This window comes from Achromobacter sp. NPDC008082 (assembly GCF_042957345.1).
Classification (GTDB): Bacteria; Pseudomonadota; Gammaproteobacteria; order Burkholderiales; family Burkholderiaceae_B; genus Achromobacter; species Achromobacter kerstersii_A.
This window is the reverse complement of the sequence record NZ_JBIBIB010000003.1, coordinates 670,281-696,454: the sequence shown is the minus strand read 5'-3', so window position 1 is coordinate 696,454 and position 26,174 is coordinate 670,281. Positions and strand designations below refer to the sequence as shown.

At 65.3% G+C, this 26,174-nt stretch carries 25 protein-coding genes; 8 read left to right on the top strand and 17 right to left on the bottom strand.

Annotated elements, in window-relative coordinates; genetic code table 11:
• Window positions 1-14: 14 nt before the first annotated feature.
• The 11 genes from ACFZAI_RS15305 to ACFZAI_RS15255 form a co-directional block, all read right to left on the bottom strand.
• Window positions 15-1,619, bottom strand: a complete 1,605-nt coding sequence (locus tag ACFZAI_RS15305; RefSeq protein WP_391567653.1) for an ABC-F family ATPase — start codon at window positions 1,617-1,619, stop codon at window positions 15-17.
• Between the two features lie 117 nt (window positions 1,620-1,736).
• Window positions 1,737-2,723 (bottom strand): LD-carboxypeptidase, encoded by a 987-nt coding sequence (locus tag ACFZAI_RS15300; RefSeq protein ID WP_391567652.1) that lies wholly within the window; start codon window positions 2,721-2,723, stop codon window positions 1,737-1,739.
• On the bottom strand, window positions 2,720-3,169 hold the full coding sequence (gene tadA / locus ACFZAI_RS15295) for a tRNA adenosine(34) deaminase TadA (RefSeq protein ID WP_054422409.1): 450 nt from the start codon (window positions 3,167-3,169) through the stop codon (window positions 2,720-2,722). Before tadA ends, ACFZAI_RS15300 begins: the two co-directional genes overlap by 4 nt.
• A 91-nt stretch (window positions 3,170-3,260) precedes the next feature.
• Entirely contained in the window at window positions 3,261-4,109 is an 849-nt protein-coding gene (locus ACFZAI_RS15290) for an HAD family hydrolase (RefSeq protein ID WP_175169048.1), read from the bottom strand.
• Between the two features lie 164 nt (window positions 4,110-4,273).
• Window positions 4,274-4,771: a hypothetical protein gene (locus ACFZAI_RS15285; RefSeq protein ID WP_391567651.1), complete on the bottom strand. Its 498-nt coding sequence runs from the start codon at window positions 4,769-4,771 to the stop codon at window positions 4,274-4,276.
• 271 nt (window positions 4,772-5,042) lie between these two features.
• Complete coding sequence (gene mnhG, locus ACFZAI_RS15280) at window positions 5,043-5,384, bottom strand: monovalent cation/H(+) antiporter subunit G (RefSeq protein ID WP_054421756.1); 342 nt, start codon at window positions 5,382-5,384, stop codon at window positions 5,043-5,045.
• Window positions 5,381-5,662, bottom strand: a complete 282-nt coding sequence (locus ACFZAI_RS15275) for a K+/H+ antiporter subunit F (RefSeq protein WP_054421755.1) — start codon at window positions 5,660-5,662, stop codon at window positions 5,381-5,383. Before ACFZAI_RS15275 ends, mnhG begins: the two co-directional genes overlap by 4 nt.
• Before the next feature lie 2 nt (window positions 5,663-5,664).
• Window positions 5,665-6,147 carry a Na+/H+ antiporter subunit E gene (locus tag ACFZAI_RS15270; protein ID WP_391567650.1) on the bottom strand — a complete coding sequence of 161 codons (483 nt, stop codon included), beginning with the start codon at window positions 6,145-6,147 and terminating at the stop codon, window positions 5,665-5,667.
• Complete coding sequence (locus ACFZAI_RS15265) at window positions 6,147-7,778, bottom strand: monovalent cation/H+ antiporter subunit D (RefSeq protein ID WP_391567649.1); 1,632 nt, start codon at window positions 7,776-7,778, stop codon at window positions 6,147-6,149. Before ACFZAI_RS15265 ends, ACFZAI_RS15270 begins: the two co-directional genes overlap by 1 nt.
• Window positions 7,775-8,119, bottom strand: coding sequence for a Na+/H+ antiporter subunit C (locus ACFZAI_RS15260; RefSeq protein WP_391567648.1), 345 nt, complete (start codon window positions 8,117-8,119; stop codon window positions 7,775-7,777). The genes ACFZAI_RS15265 and ACFZAI_RS15260 overlap by 4 nt, the downstream gene beginning before the upstream one ends.
• The gene (locus ACFZAI_RS15255; RefSeq protein WP_391567647.1) at window positions 8,119-11,034 is read right to left on the bottom strand and encodes a monovalent cation/H+ antiporter subunit A; all 2,916 of its coding nucleotides are present in this window, start codon (window positions 11,032-11,034) and stop codon (window positions 8,119-8,121) included. The genes ACFZAI_RS15260 and ACFZAI_RS15255 overlap by 1 nt, the downstream gene beginning before the upstream one ends.
• A gap of 553 nt (window positions 11,035-11,587) precedes the next feature.
• Between ACFZAI_RS15255 and ACFZAI_RS15250 the strand changes: the two genes are divergently transcribed.
• Complete coding sequence (locus ACFZAI_RS15250) at window positions 11,588-12,574, top strand: tripartite tricarboxylate transporter substrate binding protein BugE (protein WP_391567646.1); 987 nt, start codon at window positions 11,588-11,590, stop codon at window positions 12,572-12,574.
• Window positions 12,575-12,970: 396 nt separating this feature from the next.
• On the top strand, window positions 12,971-13,948 hold the full coding sequence (locus ACFZAI_RS15245; protein WP_391567645.1) for a hypothetical protein: 978 nt from the start codon (window positions 12,971-12,973) through the stop codon (window positions 13,946-13,948).
• On the opposite strand, the gene ACFZAI_RS15240 is transcribed toward ACFZAI_RS15245, so the two are convergent.
• From ACFZAI_RS15240 to ACFZAI_RS15225, 4 genes are all read right to left on the bottom strand, one after another.
• On the bottom strand, window positions 13,902-14,810 hold the full coding sequence (locus ACFZAI_RS15240; RefSeq protein ID WP_391567644.1) for a DMT family transporter: 909 nt from the start codon (window positions 14,808-14,810) through the stop codon (window positions 13,902-13,904). The genes ACFZAI_RS15245 and ACFZAI_RS15240 overlap by 47 nt on opposite strands.
• A 426-nt stretch (window positions 14,811-15,236) precedes the next feature.
• Complete coding sequence (locus ACFZAI_RS15235) at window positions 15,237-17,864, bottom strand: AAA family ATPase (protein ID WP_391567643.1); 2,628 nt, start codon at window positions 17,862-17,864, stop codon at window positions 15,237-15,239.
• On the bottom strand, window positions 17,861-18,985 hold the full coding sequence (locus tag ACFZAI_RS15230; RefSeq protein WP_391567642.1) for an exonuclease SbcCD subunit D: 1,125 nt from the start codon (window positions 18,983-18,985) through the stop codon (window positions 17,861-17,863). The genes ACFZAI_RS15235 and ACFZAI_RS15230 overlap by 4 nt, the downstream gene beginning before the upstream one ends.
• A 24-nt stretch (window positions 18,986-19,009) precedes the next feature.
• A complete protein-coding gene (locus ACFZAI_RS15225) occupies window positions 19,010-20,311 on the bottom strand; it encodes a D-amino acid dehydrogenase (RefSeq protein ID WP_391567641.1) in 1,302 nt (433 codons plus the stop codon).
• Window positions 20,312-20,445: 134 nt separating this feature from the next.
• Between ACFZAI_RS15225 and ACFZAI_RS15220 the strand changes: the two genes are divergently transcribed.
• The 4 genes from ACFZAI_RS15220 to ACFZAI_RS15205 are packed head-to-tail and all read left to right on the top strand — an operon-like array spanning window position 20,446 to window position 22,594.
• Window positions 20,446-20,913, top strand: a complete 468-nt coding sequence (locus ACFZAI_RS15220) for a winged helix-turn-helix transcriptional regulator (protein ID WP_054422406.1) — start codon at window positions 20,446-20,448, stop codon at window positions 20,911-20,913.
• A 42-nt stretch (window positions 20,914-20,955) separates the two neighbouring features.
• Window positions 20,956-21,696: a DUF502 domain-containing protein gene (locus ACFZAI_RS15215; RefSeq protein ID WP_391567640.1), complete on the top strand. Its 741-nt coding sequence runs from the start codon at window positions 20,956-20,958 to the stop codon at window positions 21,694-21,696.
• A gap of 30 nt (window positions 21,697-21,726) precedes the next feature.
• A complete protein-coding gene (locus ACFZAI_RS15210) occupies window positions 21,727-21,972 on the top strand; it encodes an RNA-binding S4 domain-containing protein (RefSeq protein WP_391567639.1) in 246 nt (81 codons plus the stop codon).
• Window positions 21,973-22,018: 46 nt separating this feature from the next.
• Window positions 22,019-22,594, top strand: coding sequence for a restriction endonuclease (locus ACFZAI_RS15205; RefSeq protein ID WP_391567638.1), 576 nt, complete (start codon window positions 22,019-22,021; stop codon window positions 22,592-22,594).
• 30 nt (window positions 22,595-22,624) lie between these two features.
• Here the strand turns inward: ACFZAI_RS15205 and ACFZAI_RS15200 are convergent, their stop codons facing one another.
• The gene (locus ACFZAI_RS15200; RefSeq protein ID WP_391567637.1) at window positions 22,625-23,008 is read right to left on the bottom strand and encodes a nuclear transport factor 2 family protein; all 384 of its coding nucleotides are present in this window, start codon (window positions 23,006-23,008) and stop codon (window positions 22,625-22,627) included.
• A gap of 298 nt (window positions 23,009-23,306) precedes the next feature.
• Here ACFZAI_RS15200 and ACFZAI_RS15195 point away from each other — a divergent pair, with 298 nt between their 5' ends.
• Together ACFZAI_RS15195 and ACFZAI_RS15190 are read left to right on the top strand one after the other, a co-directional pair.
• Window positions 23,307-23,705 carry a DUF2784 domain-containing protein gene (locus tag ACFZAI_RS15195; RefSeq protein ID WP_391567636.1) on the top strand — a complete coding sequence of 133 codons (399 nt, stop codon included), beginning with the start codon at window positions 23,307-23,309 and terminating at the stop codon, window positions 23,703-23,705.
• Between the two features lie 197 nt (window positions 23,706-23,902).
• A complete protein-coding gene (locus ACFZAI_RS15190) occupies window positions 23,903-24,802 on the top strand; it encodes a tetratricopeptide repeat protein (RefSeq protein ID WP_391567635.1) in 900 nt (299 codons plus the stop codon).
• 53 nt (window positions 24,803-24,855) lie between these two features.
• On the opposite strand, the gene ACFZAI_RS15185 is transcribed toward ACFZAI_RS15190, so the two are convergent.
• Window positions 24,856-25,983: an acyl-CoA dehydrogenase family protein gene (locus tag ACFZAI_RS15185; RefSeq protein WP_391567634.1), complete on the bottom strand. Its 1,128-nt coding sequence runs from the start codon at window positions 25,981-25,983 to the stop codon at window positions 24,856-24,858.
• Window positions 25,984-26,174: the final 191 nt, after the last annotated feature.

Genomic DNA, 26,174 nt, shown 5'->3' with positions numbered 1-26,174 from the left:
TCAGGCGGCAATCATCAGGCTTCGATGCCGCGCGATTCCAGGTAGTCTTCGTAGCCGCCGCGGTAGTCGATGATCTCGCCAGTCGGCAGGATTTCGATCACGCGCGTCGCCAGGCCGTTCACGAATTCGCGGTCATGCGACACGAACACCAGCGTGCCTTCGTACTTTTCCAGTGCGAATTGCAGCGATTCGATCGATTCCATGTCCAAGTGGTTGGTGGGCTCGTCGAGCAGCATGACGTTGTGCCGGCCCAGCATCAGGCGGCCGAAGGTCATGCGGTTCTTTTCGCCGCCCGACAGCACCTTGGGGGCCTTGGGCAGATCGTCTGCCGAGAACAGCAGGCGGCCCAGCACCGAACGGATCGACTGGTCATCGTCACCCGGCTGGCGGTGGTCGCCCATCCAGTCCAGCAGGTTGATGTCGGTTTGCAGGAATTGGTCGGACACGTCCTGCGCCATGTAGCCCAGGTCGGCGTTGTCGGACCATTTCACCGAGCCGGAATCCGGCTGCAATTCGGTAGCCAGCAGGCGCAGCAAGGTGGTCTTACCCACGCCGTTCGCGCCGATGATGGCGATCTTTTCACCCGCATCGACCATGGCCGAGAACTTGGTGATGACGGGCGCGTCGTAGGCCTTGGTCAGGTTTTCAACCGTGACGGCCAGACGGTGCATGACCTTGTTCTGCTCGAAACGGATGTACGGGTTCTGGCGCGACGACGGCTTGACCACGACCTGGTCGGCCTTGATGCGGTCAATCTGCTTCAAGCGCGAGGTCGCCTGGCGCGACTTCGACTTGTTGGCGGCGAAGCGGCGCACGAAGTCTTGCAGTTCGGCGACGCGTTCCTTGGCCTTGGCGTTGTTGGACACCAGGCGTTCGCGGGCCTGGGTCGAGGCCAGCATGTAGTCGTCGTAGTTGCCCGCGTAAATGCGGATTTCGCCGTAGTCCACGTCAGCCATGTGCGTGCACACCTGGTTCAGGAAGTGGCGGTCGTGGCTGATGATGATCATCGTGCTCTGGTAGCCGTTGAGCACGTTTTCCAACCAGCGGATGGTGTTGATATCCAGGTTGTTGGTGGGCTCGTCCAGCAGCAGGACGTCGGGGTTCGAGAACAGCGCTTGCGCCAGCAGCACGCGCAGCTTCCAGCCCGGGGCCACTTCGCGCATCGGCAGGTTGTGCTGATCAACGGCGATTTCCAGGCCCAGCAGCAGTTCGCCGGCGCGCGCTTCGGCGGTGTAGCCGTCGTACTCGGCGAACTTGGCTTCCAGGTCGGCCGCGCGCATGTAGTCGTCTTCGGTGGCTTCCGGGTTCGCGTAGATCGCGTCGCGCTCGGACATGGCGGCCCACATTTCCGTGTGGCCCATCATGACGACGTCCAGCACGCGCAGGTCTTCAAACGCGAATTGGTCCTGGCGCAGCTTGCCCAGGCGCACGCCCGGCTCCAGCGACACGTTGCCACCGGACGGCTCAAGGTCGCCGCCGATGATCTTCATGAACGTAGACTTACCGGACCCATTGGCCCCGATCAGCCCGTACCGGTTGCCTTCCCCGAACTTGACGCTGACGTTCTCGAAAAGGGGCTTGGGACCGAACTGGATGGTGAGATTGGCTGTGGATATCACGGTGTATTTGAGTCTGTAGGCGTCCGAAGACGCATGCGAGGAAACCCGATAGTGTAGCAAATGACTTTACGGGTCCGGCTTGCGCGGGACCCGTAAGGGTGACGCTGGCGACGGCGGTCAGTGGTGGTGTTCGTCCAGCACCAGATGCGCCAGGCCCTTTTCGGTGGCGATGCCCACCTTCTGCCCGATCGGCAAGGTGGCTTTGGTGGCCACGTGGCCGTAAGGCAAACCGGTGATGACCGGCACCTTGACCGTCTTGCGCAGCCACGCCACCGCTTCATGCAGGTCGTAGCCCTTATCGTGCGGCGCCAGCTTGTAATCGGTGAAACGGCCCAGCACGATGGCCTTTTGTTTGGCCAGAATGCCCGCCTGCCACAGCTGGATCAGCATGCGTTCGACGCGGTACGGATGTTCGGCCACGTCTTCCAGGAACAGGATGCCGCCGCGAATCTTCGGCATGTAGGGCGTACCGATCAGCGAGGCCACCATCGCCAGGTTGCCGCCCCACAGAATGCCGCGGGCGTCGACGGCGTCGGCGTCTTGCGTTTCGAAACTCAGGATTTCCAGTTCGCCGCGCATGACTTCACCGAACAGCGCTTCGGTCAGGTCGTCGACCTTTTTGCCGCCGAAGTCCGCCACGGCCGTCGCACCGGTATAGCTGACCGCGCCGGTTTTGGCCAACAGGCCCAGGTTGAAGGCGGTGAAGTCGCTCAAGCCCACGAAGCGCTTACCGCTGTCGGCCATGGCCTTCCAGTCGATCTGGTCCAGCAGACGGCCCATGCCGTAGCCGCCGCGCGTCACCATGACGATCGGCAGCTTCTGCTTGGCGGCGCGCGTCAGGCTGGCCAGACGCTGGGCGTCCGTGCCGGCAAAGCGCTGATGCTCGGCAAAGGCGGTACGGTCCAGCGCGGTCTTGAAGCCTTGCTGCTGCAAGCGTTCGCGCGCCAGCTCCACGGTGGCCGGGTCGCGCACAGCCGAAGACGGCGAGATCAGGTAGATGCCACGCGCGTCCGGCAGCGAGTGGGCGTGATCATGGCTGTGGTCATGCCCACAATCATCGCCGCAGGCGGGGCCGTGATCGTGGTCATGCTTAGGGGTGCTCATGCGATGGATTCCTTGGCGCGGCGTTCGCGGAAGAACCGGCGCAGCAGGTCGCCGCAGGGTTCCGCCAGCACGCCGCCGGTGACTGAAGTGTGATGATTGAGTTTCGGGACCGCGCCCACGTCCAGCACGCTGCCGCACGCGCCGGTCTTCGGGTCGTAGGCGCCGAACACGACGCGCGCAAGCCGCGCATGCAGCATGGCGCCGATGCACATGACGCAAGGCTCCAGCGTGACGTACACGGTGATGCCGGGCAGACGGTAGTTTTCCAGCTGGCGCGCCGCGTTGCGCAAGGCGACGATCTCGGCGTGCGCGGTGGGGTCGTGGTCGATGATGGTGCGGTTATAGCCACGCCCCAGGATCTCGCCCTTGGCCGACACGACCAGCGCGCCCACCGGCACTTCGCCGATGTCATAAGCGGCCTGCGCTTCTTCCAGGGCCAAACGGATGTAGCGGGCGTCTTCTTCAGTCCAGGGCGAAAACGCGGCGGCGCTGGTGGCGCTAGCGGCGGTAGCGGCGCTGGCGGCGGTGACGCCGGCTTCAACCACGGTACACCCGCGATTTCAGGGCGATGCGGCCGGCCAGGCTGGTCACGGCCTCTTCCAGCCATTGGTAAAGCTCGGCTTCTTCGTCGTAGCGGGCCTGGTTCAGGTTCGACACCCGCCCTTCTTCGATGAAGCCCCAGGCGCGGCTGCGCTTGTCGCGATGCTTCGGGTCCCAGACGCCGAACGCGAAACCGCCTGCGCGGCGGATCAGCGAGAAGCACGGGATGTCGGTATAGCCGTCGCCCACGAACACCATCTGGTCGAACGGGACGCGCAAGCGGTCTTCGGGCACCTTGCGGTTGACCTCGAAGGGCTTGTTGCGGAAGTCGCGGCCGATGATGCCTTTCTGAATGTGGAACAGGTAGCGCGTCTTGTCGGTGAAGCTGACGATACGGCGCGGGAACGTGATGCCGCCGTCTTCGCCGTAGACAAATTCAGACGCCCAGATCTCGGTGAATTCATGCGCGATGGGCGTGGAGCGCACCACGTCGCCAATGCCGCTTGAGATCAGATAGAACTCAAGCTGCACTTGCGGCTGTTCGGCGCGCACGGCCGCGCGCAAACGCTGGAACAAGGTTGGCACGCCGTCATGCAAGTCCAGCCGCGCGCCCCACTCTTTCAAGCGCTGCTGCGTGATCAGGCCGTGGGTGCCGGCCTGCGACAGCTGAATCATCTTGTACAGATAGGCGGGCACGGGGTCCCAGTCTTGCTGCGACAGCAAGGGGTCCACCTCGTCTTTCCAGAACGAGGCCGTGTCCACCCCGATGCTTTCGAGAAAACCCGACGTGCTGTCAGACGCCAGCGTGTCGTCGAAGTCGAAAATCAGGGCGATGACGTCGGACATGGAATTGGGGGATAAGGGCGAGTGGAAACGAAACGGCACGCGCGGGTGACGCAAACAGAGGGCGCAAAAAAGCGCACAGCCGCCATTTTGCCTGAATGTGGTGGCGGCTGTGCGCGGTGCCTGCGTACGGCCACGTTAAGCCCGTGGCCGTGCGCCCTTGCCGATTACTGACGCATCGGCGCGTTCATCGTGCCGGCGGCGGGCACCGAGCCCGGGGCGGGAGGCGGAGGCGCCATGCCGGGGGCCGGAGGCGGCACGCTGCCCGCCGGCACCTGGATCACGGTTTCGCGCAGCACGCCCCCACCCTGCACGCTGCCGCGCACGTTGGTGGGCGACGACATCTGGGTCAGGCAGTCTTGACGCGATTCCGCGGGCAGGCGGTTGCAGCGGTCAACCATGTTCTGCTGATGCTGGTCCGTGGTGCCATCCTTCAGGTTCTGGCGATTGGCCTCATCGCGCGCCGCGCCGGCTTCGCGCATGCAGGTTGCGCGGTCCTGGTTGGTCTGGCCGCTCTTGCACTTGGCCACATCCTGCTCGTACTGGGACTGGATGCCGGCGCGGCCGATCGCATCTGCCGCGTGGACCGCTCCCGCGGCCATCATCAAGCCCGCCGCGCAAAGGGATGCCGCAAGGCGTTTGGTATGCATGGGTCGTTTGTTCATGGCCAGCTCCTTTAAGAATTGAACCGAAAACGGCGATGACCCGACAGCGGTCACGCCGCTTGCTTGGAATCCACTATCCCACGATGCCGCGTCGGGGACATGTCCAGCAACGTGAATTCGTAAGTTGACGTATCAAACATCGGATGCGCGCAGGCCAGATCCCGGAAGGCGATCCTGACGAAAAAACAGGGGCGGTTGGCCCCTGTTGCGTTGATTGCCGCAGCGCAGCACGGCATGAGCCGTTCACAAGCCGTGGCGCTTGTTACCAGTGCTAGCGGGCGTCGAGATCGGCGTCGGCCTTGGTCAGGCGCTTGCGGTAGGTGGCGGCGCGCATCAGCAGCATTGCCGTCACCGGCGACGACACCACCAGCAGCAGCGTGATGATCACTTCGTGAAATACGGGCCGCGCGGACAAGGCCGAGAACACCAGGATCGATGCCGCCAGCACGCAGCCGCAACCCAGCGTGTTGCCCAAGGTGGGCGCGTGGATGCGGGCGTAAAACGAGCGAAAGCGCAGCAGGCCGGCCGAACCGGTCAGCGCCAGCAGGCCGCCCAGCACCAGCAGGATGCAGGCGGGAATGCCGGCCCACAGGGGGATGGTGGCCTCGATCATGGCTCGATGACCTCGCCGCGCAGCAGGAAGCGCGCCATGGCGGTGGAACCGACGAAGCCGAACAAGGCGATCAGCAGCGCGATGTCGAAATACAGCGACGAACCCGAGCGGATGCCGAAGACCAGCATGGTCAGCATGCCGTTGATATACAGCGTGTCCAGCGCCAGCACGCGGTCCTGCGCGGTGGGTCCGCGCAGCAGGCGGATCGCGGCAAACACCATGCCCAGCGCGAAACACACCAGGGCGAAGGACGCCGCCCAATACAGTGCGGTGTTCATAGTCATTCAAACATCTCCATCAACGGGCGCTCGTAGCGCTCCTGCACCAGCTTGACCCAGTCGTCTTCGTTCTGAAGGTCAAGCACGTGCAGCTTCAGGCTGTGGTCGGGCGTCAGGTCCACCCAGACCGTGCCAGGGGTATAGGTGACGATGCAGGCCAGCATCGCCAGGCCGTGCGGGTCGCGCATCGTCAGCGGGATCATGATGAAGCCAGGCGAAAAATCATTGCGCCGGGGGTTCAGGATCAGTTTGCCTACGGCAATGTTCGACTTGATGATGTCGACCGTCACGTGCAGGAACAGCGGCACGGCCTTCCAGAGCCGGTGCGGACGCCCATGCAGCGGACGCAGCCGGGATGCCGCCCAGGTGAACCACAGCGCCAACGCTGCGCCCAGCGCGACCTGCCCGGCGGACAGGCTTTCGTTCAGCACCAGCCACAGGACGAACAGGAATACCGGCAGGAAAAGGAAGTAAAGGCGGCGCATCAGCTTCCTCCTTGCGCGCCGCGCACGGTCTGCGCGGACATGACGGCATCAATATAAGACTTGGGTTGATCCAGCGAGCGCGCTGCGTCGTCCAGATAGGCCGACACCGGGCCTGCACCCGCCGCCAAGCCCACGCACAACAACAGCAGCACGGCCACCGGCCCCGCTTCGATCACGCGCAGGCGCGGCGTGCTGCGATCGTCGCTGGCCCAGAACACGCGGATGCCCGTGCGGCCCAGCCCAATCAGCCCCGCCAGGCCCGACACGAGCACGGCGGCCACCAGAATCCACGCGTCCATCGGCGGCGCGGATTCCGTGGCGGCGGACACGGCCGCCGACAACAGCGAGAACTTGGCCACAAAACCGGACAAGGGCGGCAAGCCCGTCACCAGCAAGGCGCAGCAAATGAAGGCCAGCCCCAGGAAGGCCATGGCCGCCGGAATGGCCACGCCCACCACGTCGTCGGAGCGGTTGACCGAGGCCGGGTCGTCCAGGTCGAAGGCGTCGAGCGTCACCGCCAGCACGTTCGCGCCAAAGCTGCGCGTGCGTTCGATGAGTTCAGCCAGCATGAAGAACGCGCCCGTGGTCAGCACGGAACTGATCAGGTAGAACAGCGCCGGGCCGGTCAAGGTGACGCCCGGCATGCCCAGCGCTGTGAGCAGCGTGCCAGCCGAGACGATGACGCAGTAGCCCACCATCTTCTCCAGCTGCTGCGTGGCCAGCAAGCCCAGCGCGCCGAACAGCAGCGTGGCCAGGCCCGCTGCGAACATCCAGTCCAGGCTGAAGGCCGCGGGCGCTCCCGAAGGCAGCAACAGCGAGCCGATGCGCAAGAGCGCATAGATGCCGACCTTGGTCATGATGGAGAACATGGCCGCAATGGGCGCGCCGGCCGAACCGTAGCCCTTGACCAGCCAGAAGTTCAGCGGCCACGCGCCCGCCTTCACCAGGAAGGCCACGCCCAGAATGGCTGCGCCGGCTTCGAACAGCATGCGGTCGGGGCCTGCCAGATTGCCCGCGCGCAGGGCCAGGTCAGCCATGTTCAAGGTGCCGGTGACACCGTAGATGAGCGCAATGCTGATCAGCAGCAGGAACGACGCCACGAGGTTCACGGCGATGTATTGCAAGCCGGCGCTGACGCGCGCAACCCCCGAGCCATGCAGCAGCAAGCCATAGGAGGCGGCCAGCAGCACTTCGAAGAACACGAACAGGTTGAAGAGGTCGCCGGTCAGGAAGGCGCCATTCAAGCCCATCAACAGGAACTGGAACAGTGAATGGAAGTGAACGCCCGCGCGGTCCCAGCGGGCCAGCGCGTAGGTCAGCGTGGCCAGGCCCAGCACGGCGGTCAGCGTCAGCATGACGGCGGCCAGGCGGTCGACGACCAGCACGATGCCGAAGGGAGCCGGCCAGTCGCCCACCAGGTAGACCCCTACCCCGGTTGGCCAGACATCCGGCACGCCGCCGCCCGCCACCACCAGCAAGGCGATGGCGGCCGCCAGTTGCGCCAAGGTCGCAACCATTGAAATGGCGCCCCGCGTGTAGCGGCTGGTATCGGCCAGCAACAGCATCACCGCGCCCGCAACGAGCGGCGTGATGATCGGCAGAATGGGAAGGTGTTGAAGCCAGAAACTCAAGATTGGGACTCCCGTCCATCAACGTGGTCGGTACCCGTAAGGCCGCGAGAGGCCAGCAGAACAACCAGGAACAACGCGGTGGTGGCGAAGCCGATCACAATTGCCGTCAGCACCAAGGCTTGCGGCAAGGGGTCGGCGTACCAGGAAGGGTCATGCGCCGCGGCGGGGTCCAGCACCGGCGGGCGGCCCGAGGTAAGGCGGCCCATACCGAAAATGAACAGGTTCACCGCGTAGGACACCAGCGACAGCCCCATGATGAATTGGAAGGTGCGCGGGCGCAGCAGCAGCCAGACGCCCGAACCCGCCAACACGCCGATCGCAATGGCATAAATCAATTCCATCAGGCTTCCCCTGTTTGTGCGGCGGCCGCTTGCATTTCGGCGGCGGCCTTGCGTTGCGCGCGCAGCGATTGGTGAGCCAGCGCCACCAGCACCAGCACGGTGGAGCCAACGACCAGCATGTACACACCCAGGTCGAACAGCAGCACGCTGGACAAATGAATATGGCCGATCACTGGCAGCGCCACATCCCAGGCCAGCGCGGCCAGGAACGGCTTGTATGCCAGCCACGCCGTGACCGCGGCGGCGCCTGCCGCCAGCAAGCCCAGGCCGATCCAGTTCTGCGGGTTGAGGCGGCTGCGCGACTCCACCCAGTACACGCCGCCCACCATGTATTGCAGGATGACGGAGGTGGCGAAGATCAGGCCGCCCACAAAACCGCCGCCCGGCTGGTTATGGCCACGCAGCAGGAAGTAGACCGAGATCAGCGCCGAGGTAGGCAGCAACAGGCGCACCAGCACCGTCGGCACCATCATCGAACCCGTCGGCACGACCGACTTGATATCGGGCGCGGCCGGCACGCCGCCATCCTGTTCCTTCTGCTGGCGCGGCAGGTCGGCGCTTTCGGCGGCCGGACGGAAGCGGCGCAGCAGCGCGTAGACCGTCAGCGCCACGATGCCCAGCACCGTGATTTCGCCAAAGGTATCGAAGCCGCGGAAGTCCACCAGAATCACGTTCACCACGTTGGTGCCGCCGCCATCAGGCAGCGCGCGGTCCACAAAGTAGGACGAAATGGTCTCGCCTTGCGGGCGCACCAGCACGGCGTAGGCCAAGGCCGCCATGCCCGTGCCGGCGGCCGTGGCCATTAACAGGTCGCGCAGGCGGCGGCCGCGGGCGCGCAACGTGGCCTTCAGAGTTTCTTCGTCGTCCTGTTCAATACGGCGGGGCAACCAGCGCAGGCCCAGCAGCAACAGCACCACCGTGACGACTTCCACCGACAACTGGGTCAACGCCAGGTCAGGCGCCGAGAACCAGACGAAGGTCAGGCAGGTGATCAGCCCCGCCCCACCGGCCAGGGCCAGCGACGCCAGACGGTGGTATTTGGCCTGATAGGCGGCGCCCAGCGCGCAGGCCGCGCCCACCACCCACATCAGCGCAAACGCCGGGTCGATGGCCGACATGCGTTCGGTGCCGTCCAGCCAGCCGCCCCCGCGCAGCGGCAGCCAGGCCACGAACAAGGTCCCCAGCACAATCAGCAGCATCTGCACTTGCAGGCGCGTGGATGACACCCAGCGCAGCAGCCAGGCAGCAGCTACGCTGGAGCCGTCCAGCAAGGCCTCAAACGTGCGCCGGCCATCTAGGCGATAGATGAACGGCACGCGGCCGGGGTTCGCGCGCTGATGCGCCCGCAACGCCAGATACAGCAGCACGCCCGCAGCGGTTGCGACCATGCTCATCACCAGCGGCAGATTCACCCCGTGCCACACGGCCAGGCTGTATTCGGGCATGTTCTCGCCCAGAATGCTGCGCGCGGCGGTCGCCAGGAACGGGCCGACCGTCAGGCCAGGCAACACGCCCACCAGCAAGCACATGAACACCAGCAATGCGCTGGGGAACAGCATCCAGCGCGGCGGCTCGTGCGGGGCGCGCGGCAGGTCGGTGGCCGGCGGGCCGAAGAAGACTTGCAGAATGAAGCGCAGCGAATAGGCCACGCTGAACGCGCCGGCGATGGTCGCCATCAGCGGCAGGCCGATTTCGGTAAAGCGGTCGCCGCTGACAAAGGTGGTTTCGGCGAAGAACATTTCCTTGGACAGGAAGCCGTTCAGCAACGGCACCCCCGCCATGGACGCCGCCGCCACCATCGCCAAGGTGGCGGTGATGGGCATGGCTTTATAGAGCCCTGACAAACGGCTCAGGTCGCGCGTGCCGGTTTCGTGGTCGACCACACCCGCCGCCATGAACAGCGACGCCTTGAAGGTGGCGTGGTTGATCATGTGGAAAATGGCGGCCACCAGCGCAAGCTCGCTGTTCAAGCCCAATAGCAGCGTGATCAGGCCCAGATGGCTGATCGTGGAATACGCCAGCACGCCCTTCATGTCCTGCTGGAAGATGGCGGCGTACGCGCCCAGCACCAGGGTGATCAGCCCGGCGCCACCAATGATCCAGAACCATTGATCCGTGCCTGCCAACACCGGCCAGAACCGCGCCAGCAGGAACACACCAGCCTTCACCATGGTGGCCGAGTGCAGGTAGGCCGACACCGGCGTGGGGGCCGCCATGGCGTTGGGCAGCCAGAAATGGAATGGGAACTGCGCGCTTTTGGTCAGCGCGCCCAGCGCCACCAGCACCAGCACGGCGGGATACCAGGGGTCGGCGCGCACAAGATCGCCCGAGGCCAGCACGCGATCCATGTCGTAGCTGCCCACGATATGGCCCAGGATCAGCACGCCCGCCAGCAGGCAGAGCCCGCCCGCACCCGTTACCGTCAACGCCATGCGCGCGCCGCGGCGGGCGTCCAGGCGATGGTGCCAGTAGGCGATCAGCATGAACGACGCCAGGCTGGTCATTTCCCAGAACAACACCAGCTGGATCAGGTTGCCGGACAGCACCACGCCCAGCATGGCGGCCATGAAGGCCTGGAAGAAAGAGAAGAAGCGCGGCACCGGGTCTTCCGGCGACATGTAGTAGCGCGCGTACAGCACCACCAGCGCGCCCATGCCGGAGACGATCAGCGCAAACAGCCACGCGTAACCATCCATGCGCAGGGTGAATTGCAGGCCCAGGGCGGGCGCCCAGGGCATGTCCGCCCGGATCACGCCGCCGTTGGCGACTTCCGGGTACAGACTGGCAATCAGAACCACACAGGCCAGCGCGATGAGGCCGGCCAGCCACGCCTCGGCATTGCGAGCGTTGGATGGCAGCAGCGCGGCGCACAGGCTGCCGGCAAACGGCAGAGCGAGGATCAGGATCAGCGACATGGCGTTCCGAGAATGTCCGGGCCCCCTCCCGCCAGCACGTGGCAGCGAAAGACGAAACAGACCGGGGATTAACAACAAAGACGGAACCCTGGCCCGGTGCGTCGCTGCACTACACGTTGCCCCGCGGGGACATCAACCAACGCCCATTGAACGGCGCAGACAGAAACAAACGCAATAGCTTTCTTGCAAGACCGGCCAAGAATCTCATCCGAAAAATATCAGATTCTTGTAAGTTATGCAGAGATTTATGCGTGAACCCGGCTAATGACAGCACGATGACTGCGCAATGATTGCGCAATGACAGCTAATCGACATTTGTTCATCTTATTGTCAGGCTTGGCTTTTTCGGCGAACTGCCGTCATTTTCAGGCAACGTCACGGCGCTCAAAAAATATTTTCGGCAGGCAGGGTGAATCCTGAGTTGACCCTAGGGGGATTCCTGTGTGGAATTGCGTCCACGAAGTGTATGCAACTCCCGTATCCGGCTACGCACGCTTCACCGACGCCCGCCCAAGAAGCCGGCCGGCTCGGAACAACAATATGGAGAAGACTCTTGACCGTGCTGTCTCATGCCAAGGCCGTTCTGGCCGCCGCCATTGCAGGCGTCTGCTTTAGCTCGGCGGCTCTTGCCGCTGACCCCTACCCCAACAAACCCATCCGCCTGATCGTCCCGTTTGCGGCCGGCGGCACCACCGACATCGTGGCCCGCATCGTGGCCGAAGGCCTGGGCCGTGAGCTCGGCCAGGCCGTGGTCGTGGAAAACCGCGGCGGTGGCGGCGGCTCGATCGGCGCTGACGCGCTGGTCCGTTCCGCGCCGGACGGCTACACGCTGGGTGTCGCCACCGTCAGCACCATGGCCACCAACCCGGCCACCAACCCCAAGAACCCGTACAACCCGATCAAGGACTTCACGCCGATCACCAACCTGGTGAACGTGCCGAACGTGCTGACGGTGAACCCGGCCGTACCCGCCAAGAACCTGGCTGAATTCATCAAGCTGCTGCAAGACAACCCGGGCAAGTACAGCTACGCCTCGTCGGGCGCGGGCGGCATCGGCCACCTGGACGGCGAATTGTTCAAGTCGCTGACGAAGACCGACATGGTGCACGTGCCTTACCGCGGTTCTGGCCCGGCGCTGAATGATGTGATCGCCGGCCAGGTGAACGCCCAGTTCGACAACCTGCCGTCGTCCATGCCCCACATCCAGGCCGGCAAGCTGCGCGCTCTGGCTGTGGCCGCCCCCAAGCGCCTGCCCGCTCTGCCGGACGTGCCTACCTTCAAGGAAGGCGGCCTGCCTGAAATGGACAACATGGCCTGGTACGGGCTGGTGGCTCCTGCCGGCACGCCCAAGGCGGTGGTGGACCGCATTCATGACGCCGCCGTCAAGGCGCTGAAAGACCCGAAGATCGTCCAACGTCTGGCTGACGGCGGATCGCTGGTGGACGGCAACACGCCCGCCGAGTACGCCGCCCAGATCCAGCGTGAACTGGAACTGCGCCAGCGCATCGCCAAGGAACGCAACATCGTTTCGACGAACTGATCGTCACCGCGGGCAAGCCGTTCTCTGTCAGGGGGACGGTTTGCCCACTTGACTAGCGATGCCTGGGTGTTAGCATCTGCCCCCGTGCGATCCGATTTTTCTCCCATCCCTCCCGCTGCTTGCGTCCTCTGCGCCCTGCGCTCGACTCTGTTGAGCTCGCAGGAAGTCGCCGCGCGTTCCGCTTACGCGCGCTCCAAGCCCGGCTAATCCGCCGGCGTCTTCGCTCCCCCCTCTTTCATTCCGGCCTGCCGCCGGCGGCCTGAGCACATCGCTACGGGTTGCCGCCACACATCGGCCGGCGGTTGTCCTGCCGCGTGGCCGGACGCCCGCGCCTGAATCTTTGCTGCCTGCCGCGCGCAGGCGGCCCGGCCACGCACCGATCTTCGTCTAAGCGCCATGCAACTCACCAAGAAATTCGTCAAAGCCAAGAACCCCTGCGCGGGAGGCTACAAATGGTTCATCCGCGACCACAACGGCCAGGGGGACTACCAGGCCGTGCTTGACGCCTTGGTCGCCGACGGCCGCGTCAGCGACGCCTGCTGGCTGCTGGACCAGTTCGGCCCCACCGATGCGGTGCTGAAACTGGAGGCCGTGGACGCCAACGCCATCGTGTTCGCCGGCACGCTGGAAGTGCGCATGGGCATCAACGTGGACTCGGTCGTGCGCGCCGGCCGCAGCATCATCACGGGCGGCGGCATCCGCGCGGGCGAAACCATCATGGCGGGCGAAAACATCACGGCGGCCGCCAATATCGCCAGCGGCGGCAACCTGCGCGCAGGCGGCGACATCATGGCCGACTGGGGTATCGACGTCGCAACGCGTCTGGATTGCGGCGGCAACGTGCGCGCAAAGTGGGACATCTGCGCGGGCCAGGACTTGGCCGTGACCGGCCACCTGCATGCCGGCCAAGACGTGCAGACCCAAGGCGCCATCAAATGCGGCCAGGGCATCAAGACGGGCGGCGACGTGCGCGCCGACAAGGAAATCAATGCGGGCAGCGGTATCCAGGCGGGCGGCGCGATCGAATGCGGCGAACACCTGGCCTCCGGCTGGGGCATCATCGCCGGCGGCGACATCCGCGCCCAGGGGTCGATACGCGCCGGTGAAGGCGTGCAAGCCGACGGCCTGATCCAGGCAGGCGACGGCCACGGCGTGTACGCCGGCCTGAGCGTCCGGCTGGACGCCTGGTCCGTGTGCGCGCTGGTGATCGCCCAGGCCCGCCCTGCCCAATTGGTCAGCGGACATTGGGCAGGGGCAGGCGCGCACGACCCGGCAAGCGAGCCGCACGCGCAGGCGGCGCAGGACAACCCCAGCGCCGAGGCCAGCGCTAACCGCCCCGCCCGGCCGCTGCACGCGACTCCCGCGCTGGCGTGATCGCCGCTGCCGGATGGCGCAGCACCAGCATCAGCCCCAACAGGATCGCGCCCATCCCCGCCAGGCTCAGCGCCGACAGCCGGTTGCCTAGAATCAGGTAATCCAGCGCGGCGGTGCCGGCGGGCACCAGATAGAACAGGCTGGTGACGTTGACGAGGTTACCGACCTGGATCATCCGGTAGAACAGCAGCGTCGCCCCCACCGAAATCACCAGCCCCATCCAGATCAGCGGCAGCACCAGCCCCACGCTCCATTCGGCGCGCAGGGGCTGGAACGGCGCGAACAGCAGGCACAGCGCCAAGCTGACCCCGTACTGCAAGGGCAGCACGTCCATCGGCGCCTGCTTGATGCGTTTTTGCAGCATGGCGCCCGCTGTCATGCTGAGCAAGGCCGCCAGCGCGAACGTCATGCCGGCCACCGAAAAGCGCGCCATGCCGATGCTTTGGAACACCACCATCACCAGGCCCGACAACGCCAGCAACATGCCCGCCAGACGCGCGGGTGAGTAGCGGCGTTCCATCACCGCCAAGGTCAGGATGGGTTGCGCGCCCAGCAATGTGGCCAGCACACCCGGCGTAATGCCGTGGTCCAGGGCCAGCAGATAGCAGATGGAGTAGCTGCCGATCAGCAGCAGGCCCGTGGCCGCCACCGTCCAGCGCGTGCCGGGCGCGGGCAGCCAGCGTTTGCGCCACAGGCAGATCAGCGCCAGCGCGGCCAACGCCAGAATGAAGCGCAACAACAAGAAGCCAAAAGCAGAGGCGTGCGACAGCCCCCATTTCGCGAAGATTGCGCCGCCGCTCCACAGCAGCACGAACAAGGCCGTGGAGCCATAGGCCGTCCACGAAGATCGATTCAAAGACATGAGATTTCACCTGTCAGGGTAAGCACAGGCTCCAGCCCCGGCCTGGCGCGTGCCGGGCGGGTCGCGCACAGATCCGCGGCGCAGGCGAACGCCGAAGGCGTCAACGCGTCATGCGGATGACCGTGCGAACGATTCGAAGGGCTGGAGTCGGGAAGACGAACCGGCGTTTAGCCGGATACGACCGCCGAGGGCGGATACGCGCCGACGACTACGCCGGAAGGCGGAGAGTCAATCGGCGGCGAGACCGGCGGTGACAGCACCACCGAGAGGACAGGTGAAAAGACGACAGACGACAACCCCCGCGCGCACGCAAAACCGCCGTCTGCGTGGGCAGCGGCGGTCGAGGCAAACAGGTTGGTGGCGTCGGGCATTTGCGTAGCGTAGCGACGGGCGTGAAACTCGTCAAGCCGCGCCGCTACGCTTGCGTTACCCGCCGATGCGGCGCTGCTCCACACCCATGTCCCGCCACGCGTCGCCATGGCAGGTGAACATCAGAATCTGATGACGGGTTGCGGCATCGAACAAGGCGCGCTTCATGAAGTCGCGCCGCGCGTCGTCCGTATGCACCAGCGCATCGTCCAGCAGCAGCAAGGTAGGCCGCCCCGCTTCTTGCAGCAGGTCGGCATAAGCGAAACGCGCAAGAATGCCCAGCTGCTCGCGGGTGCCGAAGCTCAGCGCGTCGAGCAGATCTTCGCCATCCCCGCGACGCAAGGCCGTGGGCAACAAGGCATCGTCCAGGCGCAGCGCCGCATCGGGAAACAGCAAGGCCAGATAGTGATTCAAGCGGCGGGCCAGCGGCGCTTGCAGCCGTTGTGTTGCCGCCGCACGCTTGTCGGTCAGCAGCTTCAGCAACAAGTCCAGCGCCGCCGCACGGCGCGCCAGCTCATCGCGCCGGCGGGTCAGGCGCTCGCAGTCTGCCGCGGCCTCGGACAAGCGTTCGCCCAAGCCTTGTGCGCCCGCCTGATCCAGCTTGCCTTGCAGTTGCAGGATCTCGCCGTGGCGCTTGTGCTGCGCCTCGCGTTCGATACCGGCTGACTTTTCATAGCGCTTGACGTCCTGCTCGACCAGTTCCGGCCGGTGTTCGGCCAGCGCAGTTTGCGCCTCGCGCACACGGCGGTCCAATGCATCGTGGCCGCTGCGCACCTCTGCCAGCCGGCCCGCGCGCGCCTGACGTTGCGAAGCACGTTCAGCGGACTGCATGTCGGCACCGCGAGCCGCCGCCTGCCCTTCCAGCAATTGCGCGCGCGCCATATCCGCATCAAGCGCGCGCTGCGCAGCCGCCAGCGACGCTTCGGCCTGCGCGGCCACGGCTTCCGCTTCACGCAAGGCCTGCGTGGCGGCGGGCAAATCGTCGTTCCCGCCTTCGACGGCCGCAGGCAATTTCGCCAAGCGCTCTTGCAAAGGCACGCGGCGAGCCAGGGCGTCGTCGCGCTGGCCACGCAACACATCCATGCCCTTGGGCGCATGGATGGCCAGCGTATTGCGCATGCCGGCCAGTTCGCGTTGCAACGCCGTGTAGCGGGCGTGGCGTTGTTCGGCATCGGCCAGCGTCGCCACGCCCAGGCGTTCCAGCAACGCGGACCATGCCCGTTGCAGATCGTCCCGTTCGCGCTTAAGCGCTGGCAAGTCCTGGCCGCCCGGCTCGATGCGAAAGCGCCCCACGCCCGGCAGATCCAGCTCGGCAAGCGACGTCAGCAACACCTGATCAGCGCCCGTCAACGACTTGCCATCCAGCGTGGCCTGCTGCCCGGCGTTCAATTCGTACGACAAGCGCGTGGCGATGGCCTGCTGGCGCACTTGCAGATTGGCCAGCGCGCGTTCGGACTGGCGCAAGGCGTCGATATCGGCGTCGGCAATCTCGATGCGCAGCGCTTCGGTCTTCAGCAGCGAGCCTTGTTCGATCAGCGCCGTGGCGGCTTTCAGCGCATCGTCCAGGCGTTCGATTTCGGCGTTCAGCTGCGCGAGCTGGCGCTCGACGTCACGGCGATCCGCCACCGCTTGTACGGCCGCCACCCGCAAGCGCGCCGCGTCAACCGCGGCGGCGTGCGTCTGGCGCTGCTGCTGCGCGCGCGCCAAGGGTTCCTGCGCGGCATCCACGCGCGCCCTTGCGGCTTGCGCTTCCTTCACCAGCGCCTGGTAGTCGGATTCGTCCTGCTGATCGCGGCGCACCTGGTCCTGCAACAGGGCCAAGGTCTGGGCGGCTTGCGTCTGTTCGCGGCGCAGGCCTTCGAAGGCCTCGCGTTCTTTGGCAAGTGTGGCCAGGCGGGCGCGCGCATCAGCGGCCTTGGCCTCGAATTCCTTCCAGGGTTCGGTGGCTTGCGCGCGCTCGTGGTCGCGGCGCAGCTCGGCCAGACGGTCCACATCGGCATTCAACTGCGCCATGGCGGCGGCGCAGTCATCACGCTCGGCCGTGGCGCGCGCCAAGGCGTCCTCGGCGTCTTTGTAGATGCCCTTGGGGCGGCCGTTGCGGGCGTCCAGCAACGCGGCGCGCTCGGCCGATACGCGTTCATACAGGCGGTCGCCATCAGACGACGTCAGTTCGCCCGACAGCTGCGTCAGCGCGTCGCGCAGATGCGAACCGGCATAGCCCGCCGCCTCTTGCAGATTCTGGCCATCGCCTTGTTGTATCCATAGCAGGCCGGGAATGCCAGCCAGGTCGGGCTTGCTCTGGCCGCGTCCGGGCAGCTCGAAGCCCAGCAACGCCGCCAGCGCATTTTCGGCCTCTTCGCCATCCAGGCGCTGCGCGCCGCCGTCGATCAGCAGCTCGCAGCGCGCGCGTGACAGGAATTGCTTCTTCAACACATAGTCGTGGCCCGCATGCGCGAACGACAGCTCAACGCTGGGCCGCGCGCCCGACTCGCCACGCGGCGCCAGGTCCGCGACCTTGCTGGTGCTGTAGCGTTCCAGGAACGCGGCGCGGATGGCGGTGGCGACGGTGCTCTTGCCGGCCTCGTTGGCGCCCACGAACAGGTTCAGCCCGTCTTGCAAGCCGTCCAGCACCAGAGGCTGACGGAACTTGCGGAATTCCTCCAATGCAATGCGCGAGAGCTTCATTTGGCGGCTCCCGAGGCGCTATCGCGCTGAAACCGCAGCAGCAGCCGCAAGGCCTCGCTGGCGACGGCAGCCTGCTCGCCCTCGCCTTGCATCGCTTGCAACTGCGCCGCCACGTCGGCCACATACCCACTGGCGCCCAGCTCGGCCAGGTCCGCTAGATCGGGTTCCAGGCGCAGGCCGGACAGGTCGGGCAACAAGGCGCGGGCCTGCGCCGCCGCCAAGTCCACGGCGCGCTGCAAGGTGTCCAGCGTTTCCATATTGGCGTGGCCTTGCACGTCCAACCGCAACACGTCTTCGGCACGCGTTTGCGCCAGCCGTTCCGCCAACGCGTGCGCGTCGCTGGGCAGGCTGATGGTTTCGTCCCACGCCGACCAGCGGTACTTGCCGGTAGCGACCCGTTCGACAACCGGCGCCGCGCCCGGCGCATCGATGCGCACGTCCAGCACATAGCCGGGCTCGTTGCCGCGAAAGCGGTCTTGCTCGGGCGTGCCGGCATACCAGGTGTGCGCGTCGATGGACAGGCAGCCATGCCAATCGCCCAGCGCCAGGTAGTCCAGCCGGGCGCGCGTGGCGCGGTCGGGTGCGATGGGGTTGGTGGCGTCGATGGCGTCGGGCAGCCGGCCAGACACGCTGCCGTGGGCCAGGCCCACGCGCACGCGCCCCGCAGGGGTGTCCAGCGTGTCGAACGCCTGAGTGACATCGTCGTAGGTGTGGCGTTGCGTCAGCGGCGCCGCCAGCACGGCCAGGTTGATGGCGGGCAGGTCGACGACGCCTACGCGCAATGGCACGTGCACGTTGGCGGGAATGCAGCCCAGCTGCATCGCGCGGCTCCAGACGCTGTCGGCCAAGGCGGCATCGTGGTTGCCCGCAATCATTACCCAGGGTCCAGCGTAGCCGGACATAGCGGCGAACAGCCGGCGGATCGTGCGGTCGGACACGCCTTGCGTGTCGAATACGTCACCGGCGACCAGCACGGCGTCCACGCCGCGCTCGGTGGCTAGCTGGGCGATGCGGCCGACGACGTCAAAGCGCGCCTCGGCCAGCATGGCGGCATCATCGGTTTCGAACTGGCCGTATTGACGGCCGATCTGCCAATCGGCGGTATGCAGAAAATGGGTCATGCGCCGATTTTGGCACAAGCAAACTCAAGCGCCCTTGCCGCCCAGCACCAGCGTCGGCTCGGCGGCCGCGTTGCGGTCATAGCGCGACAAGCTCAGGCCGTCGGTACGGATCGCGGGGCGCTGGCCCATGACCTGATCGGCCACCAGCTTGCCGGAGCCGCACGCCATGGTCCAACCCAGTGTGCCGTGGCCGGTGTTCAGGTACAGATTGCCGTAGCGGGTGGGGCCGACAACCGGCGTGCTGTCCGGCGTCATCGGGCGCAGGCCCGTCCAGAACTCGGCTTGCGCGACGTGGCCGCTGTCGGGGAACAGGTCGTTGACGACCAGCTCCAGCGTCTTGCGGCGCGCGTCTTTCAAACGCAGGTCAAAGCCCGACAGCTCGGCCATGCCGCCCACGCGGATGCGCTCGTCGAAACGGGTGACGGCAATTTTGTAGGTCTCGTCCAGGATGGTGGAGACGGGCGCGGCGCTTTCGTCCTTCAGCGGGATGGTCAGCGAATAGCCCTTGACCGGGTACACCGGCAGATCCAGGCCCAGCGGTTCCAGGAAGCCGCGCGTGTAGCTGCCAAAGGCGGCCACGTAGCGGTCGGCGGTCAGCACTTCATTGCCCACGCGCACGCCGGTAATCTGGCCGCCTGCCGTGTTCAGGCCCGACACGGTCTGGTTGTAGCGGAACTCCACGCCCATCGCCACGGCCATCTCGGCCAGCCGGGTGGTGAACAGGCGGCAGTCGCCCGTTTCGTCATTGGGCAGGCGCAGGCCGCCGGCAAGCTTATGGATCGAACGCGCCAGCGCAGGTTCGGCCGTTACCAGACGGTTGCGGTCCAGCAGTTCGTACGGCACGCCCACGTCTTCCAGCACGGCGATGTCGCGGCGGGCGGCTTCCATTTGCGCGTCGGTGCGGAACAGCTGCAACGTGCCGCGCGTACGCTCTTCATAATGAATGCCGGTGGACGCGCGCAGCTCGCGCAGGCAATCGCGGCTGTATTCGGCCAGGCGCAGCATGCGTTCTTTATTGACCGAATAGCGGTCGGCGGAGCAATTGGCCAGCATCGCCGCCATCCATTTCAGCTGATACAGGCTGCCGTCCAGGCGGATCGCCAGCGGCGCATGCTTTTGAAACAGCCACTTGATCGCCTTCAGCGGAATGCCGGGCGCCGCCCAGGGCGTGGAATAGCCCGGCGAGACCTGACCGGCGTTGGCGTAGCTGGTTTCCTGGGCAGCGGCGGGCTGGCGGTCCAGAACCGTGACCTTGGCGCCCTGGCGGGCCAGGTAATACGCGGTCGTGGTGCCGATAACGCCGCTACCTAGGACGATCACATGCATGATTCTTTCCGTATTTGGATTTGCTCAGTAATTTCGGTAGTCTATGACCCTCGTCGCAGTGAAAAGCACTGATTATTTTGCTTTGCCAGTGCTTTTTCTCGGGCGCCCCCCTTTTTCCGATCGCCAAAAGTGAAATGCGCGACCTCGATAGAATCGACCTGAAAATTCTGGATATCCTGCAGCGCGAAGGCCGCATTTCGGTCACGGAATTGGCCGAGCGCGTAAGTCTGTCCGCCACGCCCTGCTCCGACCGCGTCAAACGGATGGAGCGCGAAGGCGTCATCACGGGTTACCATGCGCGCGTCAATCCGGCCGCGTTGGGCAAGAACCTGCTGGTCTTTCTGGAAATCAAGCTGTCGGCCAAATCGGGCGATGTGTTCGACAAGGTCAAGAAAGAGCTGCTGTATGTGCCGGAAGTCATGGAATGCCACCTGGTGTCGGGTGATTTCGACTACCTGGTCAAGGCCCGCCTGACGGAAATGAACGAATACCGCCGCCTTCTTGGCGAAATCCTCAAACGACTGCCAGCGTCCGCGGAATCCCGCAGCTACGTCGTGATGGAGGAAATCAAGGAAACGCTGTACCTGCCCGTGGACCGCTAGGTCCGACCCCACATTCTTTAGTCCCGGTCTTTAGCCCCCCTTATGACTCGTCTCTACAAATACTTCTTCCGCGGCCTGATCACGGTGCTGCCGCTGGCGCTGACCATCTACCTGCTGTACATCTTCCTGGCCTGGACCGAGGCCGTGGCGCTGACGTTCCTGCGCCCCTTCATCGGCGGGTTCTACGTGCCGGGCATGGGGCTGGCGCTGGGCATCCTGGGCATTCTGGCCATTGGCTACCTGGTGTCCAAGCAGCGCGTGCAGCGCTTTTTGACCGTCGTGGAAATGCCCTTCACCAACCTGCCGGTGGTCAAGAGCATCTATTCGTCGCTGAAGAGTTTTGCCGATTACTTTTCGCCCAGCTCCAAGAACACGGCGCAGCAGGTCGTGATTCTGCGCGTGCCGGGCCAGCAGCTGGAGCTGGTCGGCCTGGTCACCCGCCGCAGCATGGAAGGCCTGCCCGAAGGCTTCACGCAGGGCGACCGCGTGGCGGTTTACCTGCCGATGGGCTACATGATTGGCGGCTACACCGTCTTCGTGCCGCAAGACTGGGTGCAACCGATTCAAATGTCGGTGGAAGAAGCGATGCGTTCGTCGCTCATCGCCTGGATGGCGCGCGCTGAAAGCAACCACCGCCCGGCTGCGCCCGCGGCAACGGATACGGCGGCAACGGACACGCCGGCCCCTGTCCCGCCGAACGCGGCCCCTTCTGCCACGGCCCCTTCCGCCTCGGCTCCCTCTGATTTGCCGCCCGCGCCCCCCCGTAGCGGCGGCCCGGTCTGACCGGATTTTTCATTCGTTTACGCGCAACCCATGCCTCTTATTGAATTCACGCTCGCCGAAGGCAGCCCCTACATTGAAATCAACCAGCTCTTGAAAGCCACCGGCGTTTGCGACAGCGGCGGCGCGGGCAAGATGATGGTGGCCGACGGCCTGGTCAGCGTGGGCGGCGTCGTCGAAACGCGCAAGACCGCCAAGATCCGCGGTGGCCAGATCGTCACCTGCGGGGACGTGCGCATCGTGGTGCGCGCGGCCGACACGCCGCCTGCCGACGCCTGAGCTTTCTTCCTTTCCGACTTTCGACACCGCCACACCGCGAGCCCCCATGAAACTCAAGATGTCCCAGAACTCCATCTTCGCCGTCCTGCTGCGTTCGCCGTGGTGGATGAGCGCGGGCGTGGCCGTCGTGCTGTGCGTGGGCGGGTTTGCCGCCCTGCCCCTGGAGTTCGCGGCGATGGGCGTGTTCGCGGCGGTGCCGTTCGCGGTCATCTCCATCATGGCGGCGTACAAGCAATTGCGCGCGCCGTCCGGCACGCGCGTACAGGCCGTGGCCGAGGCCGCCGCCGCCATGTCGTGGACAGAATTTGCGGCCACGGTCGAAGCCGGCTTCAAGCGTGACGGCTGCGAGGTCGAACGCCTGCAATCGCCCGGCGCGGACTTCGCGTTGAGCAAGGACGGCCACGTGGCCATCGTCAGCGCCAAACGCTGGAAGGCCGCCCGCGTGGGCGTGGAGCCGCTGCGCGAATTGCAAGCGGTACGCGAAAAGCGCGGCGCGCGTGAAGCGATCTATATCGCGCTGGGCGACGTGTCGGACAACGCGGCGCGCTACGCCAAATCCCAAGGCGTGTCGCTGATGACGGCGCCGGAATTGACCAAGCTGCTGCGCGACTTGCAGGTCTGACGCAAACGGCGGGACGCCCCGCCGCGGGCCTTACACCACCATCACCGAACTGGCGGCAATCACGCGCCACTGATTCTGCTCGGCATCCGGCGCCCATGTCCGCATGAAACGGAACGTGCCGTTGGCCGGCACGCCGTTGTAGCTGCCGGTGATGCGGGCCTGCACGGACACTACCGCGCACGCCTCACGCACGGCGATGTTCCATTCAGACAAATCCAGGCCGTGGATCTTCAACAAGCCCGAACGATGCGCCTCAAGATCGTCTTCGCGCGTGAACGTCCAGCCCATGTGGTTTGTGAACAGCAGGCCAGGGTCTAACAAGCGCGACAGCGCCGCAATGTCGGACGCCAGCATCGCCTGCCGCAGTTCCTCTTCCGCGGCTTGAATCCGCGCCGTGATTGTTTGGGTCATCATGCTTGCCTGATAGGGGTATGCCGTGGGGATCGATCTGCCGTGGGGATCGATCTGCCGGGGAGTCGATCCGCCGCGGCGTCGATCTGTTGCGGCGTCGATCTGTTGCGGCGTCGATCTGTTGCGGCGTCGATCTGTTGCGGCGTCGATCCCCCGGCGGGTCGGTCCATCGCCGGCATTCTATTCCGACACCAAGCGTCGTGCCTTGTTGCCAATGACTTGCACGGCGCACGCGCGATTACGATTAAATGCGCATCCCGCTGCGTCTGCGCAGTTCCTGATTATTCATTGAGACCCCTGCATGACCTACCGCATTCTTGCCGACCTGGTGCTTGTCTTGCATGGCCTGTTCGTTGCCTTCGTGGTGTTCGGCGGCCTGCTGGCGCTATGGAAGCCGCGCGCCGCGTACTGGCATCTGCCCGCGCTGGCCTGGGGCGCCATGGTCATCGGCATGGGTTGGATATGCCCGCTGACGCCGTTGGAAGTGTCGCTGCGGCAGCAGGCGGGGCAAGAAGGCTATGCGGGCGGGTTCATCGAGCATTATTTGCTGGGCGTCATCTACCCGGAAGGCATCACGCGGACGTCGCAAATCGTGCTGGCCGCGCTGCTCGTCGCCGGAAACCTGATCGTCTACACACTGTGGACGCGACGCCGCCGCCGTGACCGGGCCAGCACGCGGCTGGACGCCAGCACGAAATAGACCGGCACGCGATGGCCAGAAAGCGATAGGCCGGCAAGCGATTGCCAGGAAGCGATTGCCCGGCAGGCGATAGGCCAGCAAGCGATAAACCCGCTAGCGATAAGACGCCACGAACTGACCCGCAGCGGCGTCAGCCGCGCCCGCTGCTTTATCATGTCAGGCACCCGGCGCCCCGCCGCCCCCACGATCTCCCCCGCATGAGCTCCCACCCCGACACCCCCCAGATGATCCGCGCGTTTGACGCCGATGGCCGCGAAATTCTCGTCACCCGCGAACAATGGCGCGACAACGTGCTATTGGGCGCCATCCAAAAAAACTGGAACGATGCCGATCAACTGGCGGGCCTGATCATCCAGTCCTTGAACGATGGCTTCTTCGAGGAAATGGTCCGCCCCGCCGAACGGCTGGTGGAACTGGACGCCAACCATGAACGCGCGATCGTGCTGCAAGCCATCGTCTACATGAAGCTGGGCCGTCTGGACGACTGCGAACGCGTGCTGCTCGACTTCTGCGCGCAGCATGGCGAAACGGGCATCGTGCTGACGAATCTGGCCAAGGTTCATGCCGAGCGCGATGATGAGGCCAAGACGCTCGACACGCTGTGGCGCGCGCTGCAACGGGACCCGAACCAGGACAACGGGCTGGGCTGGTACGAAGCCATCCACCGCGATGTGGGTGGCGATGCGGCGGGCATCACCGCCATGCGCAAAGTCGCCGCGCTGCCTCAAAGCTGGCGCGCGCAGCTGTGGCTTGCGCGCGGCGAATTGGGTTCGCACAACACGGCGGGCGCGCTTGCGCTGTACCGGGAATCGCTATCGCGCGCGGGGCAACCCGTGCCGGGCGACCTGCTGATGCAGATGAGCGGCGACCTCGGCAACGCAGGGTGCATTGCCGAGATCCTGGAACTGGCGGGGCCGCACTTCGTGGCCCACGCACACGGGTTGCCAGTGGGCAATAACCTGATCAAGGCGCACCTGCATCTGGGCCAGCACGACGAAGCCCGGCGCATTCTGGATCAGCTGCACGCGATGAATCGCCCCGATTGGAAAGAGCACCTGGCGCATTGGGAGCGCGAGCTGGCGCAAGGAACAGCCTGACGCGCCTGCGCCGGCAATGAGAGAGCAGGAAATGGGAGCGCAGGCGCAGTGATTTACAACGCCCGCGCAATCACCAGGCGCTGGATATCGCTGGTGCCTTCGTAGATCTGGCACACGCGCACGTCGCGGTAAATACGCTCCACCGGGAAGTCTTTCAGGTAGCCGTAGCCGCCCAGCGTCTGGATCGCAGCCGAGCACACCTTCTCGGCCATTTCAGAGGCGAAAAGCTTGGCCATCGATGCCTCGGTCAAGGCCGGGCGGCCCGCTTCGCGCAGCGCCGCCGCATGCAGCACCATCTGACGCGCCGCGTGAATCTGCGTCGCCATATCCGCCAGCCGAAACGCGACGGCCTGATGCTCCATGATGGGCTTGCCAAAAGCTTGGCGGTCGCGGGCGTAGTCGCGGGCGCATTCAAACGCCGCGCGCGCCATGCCCACCGATTGCGAGGCAATGCCGATGCGCCCGCCTTCCAGGTTGGCCAGCGCGATCTTGTAGCCCTCGCCTTCCGCGCCCAGCCGGTATGTGGCCGGAATGCGCATGTCTTCAAAAGCGATCTGGCACGTGTCCGACGCGTGCTGCCCCAGCTTGTCTTCCACGCGCAGCACCTGATAGCCCGGCGTGTCGGTGGGCACGATGAAGGCGGAAATACCGCGCTTGCCCGCGTCCGGGTCGGTCACGGCGAACACGATGACCGTCTGGCCGCTTTTGCCTGACGTGATGAACTGCTTGGCGCCGTTCAGGATGTAGTCGTCGCCATCGCGGCGCGCGCGCGTGCGCAGGCTGCTGGCGTCCGACCCGGCTTGCGGCTCCGTCAACGCGAAGCCGCCAATGTGCTCGCCGGTTGCCAAGGGGCGCAGGAACTGATCCTTCTGCGCCTCGGTGCCGAACTTCAGGATGGGCATGCAGGCCACGGAGTTATGCACGCTCATGATGGTGGAACACGCGCCGTTCCCGGCGGCAATTTCCTCCAGCGCCACCGCGTACGACACGTAGCCGCTGGCGTTGCCGTCCCATTCCTCCGGCACCAGCATGCCGAAGAACCCCAACTGCGCCATCTCTTGAATGGCGTCGGCGGGATAGTGGTGGTCTCGGTCCCAGCGTTCGGAATTGGGCGCCAGACGTTCCGTCGCGAAGCGGCGCGCCATTTCCTGAATGCTGAGCTGTTCTTCCGTCAACAACATGTTTTTGTCTCCTGAGATGCGAGAGCGGGCTGGCGCGGGGTCGGTGCCGCCTGCTTTGTTTTGCACGGCCGCAGCGGGTTGGCGAACGTGGCACGGAATCGAGAATACACCGCACGATGGTGCGCGCGACATCCCGGCATCCACCAATAAAGAACAACATAAGTTGCGTGAATTCCCAGCTTCGCACTATC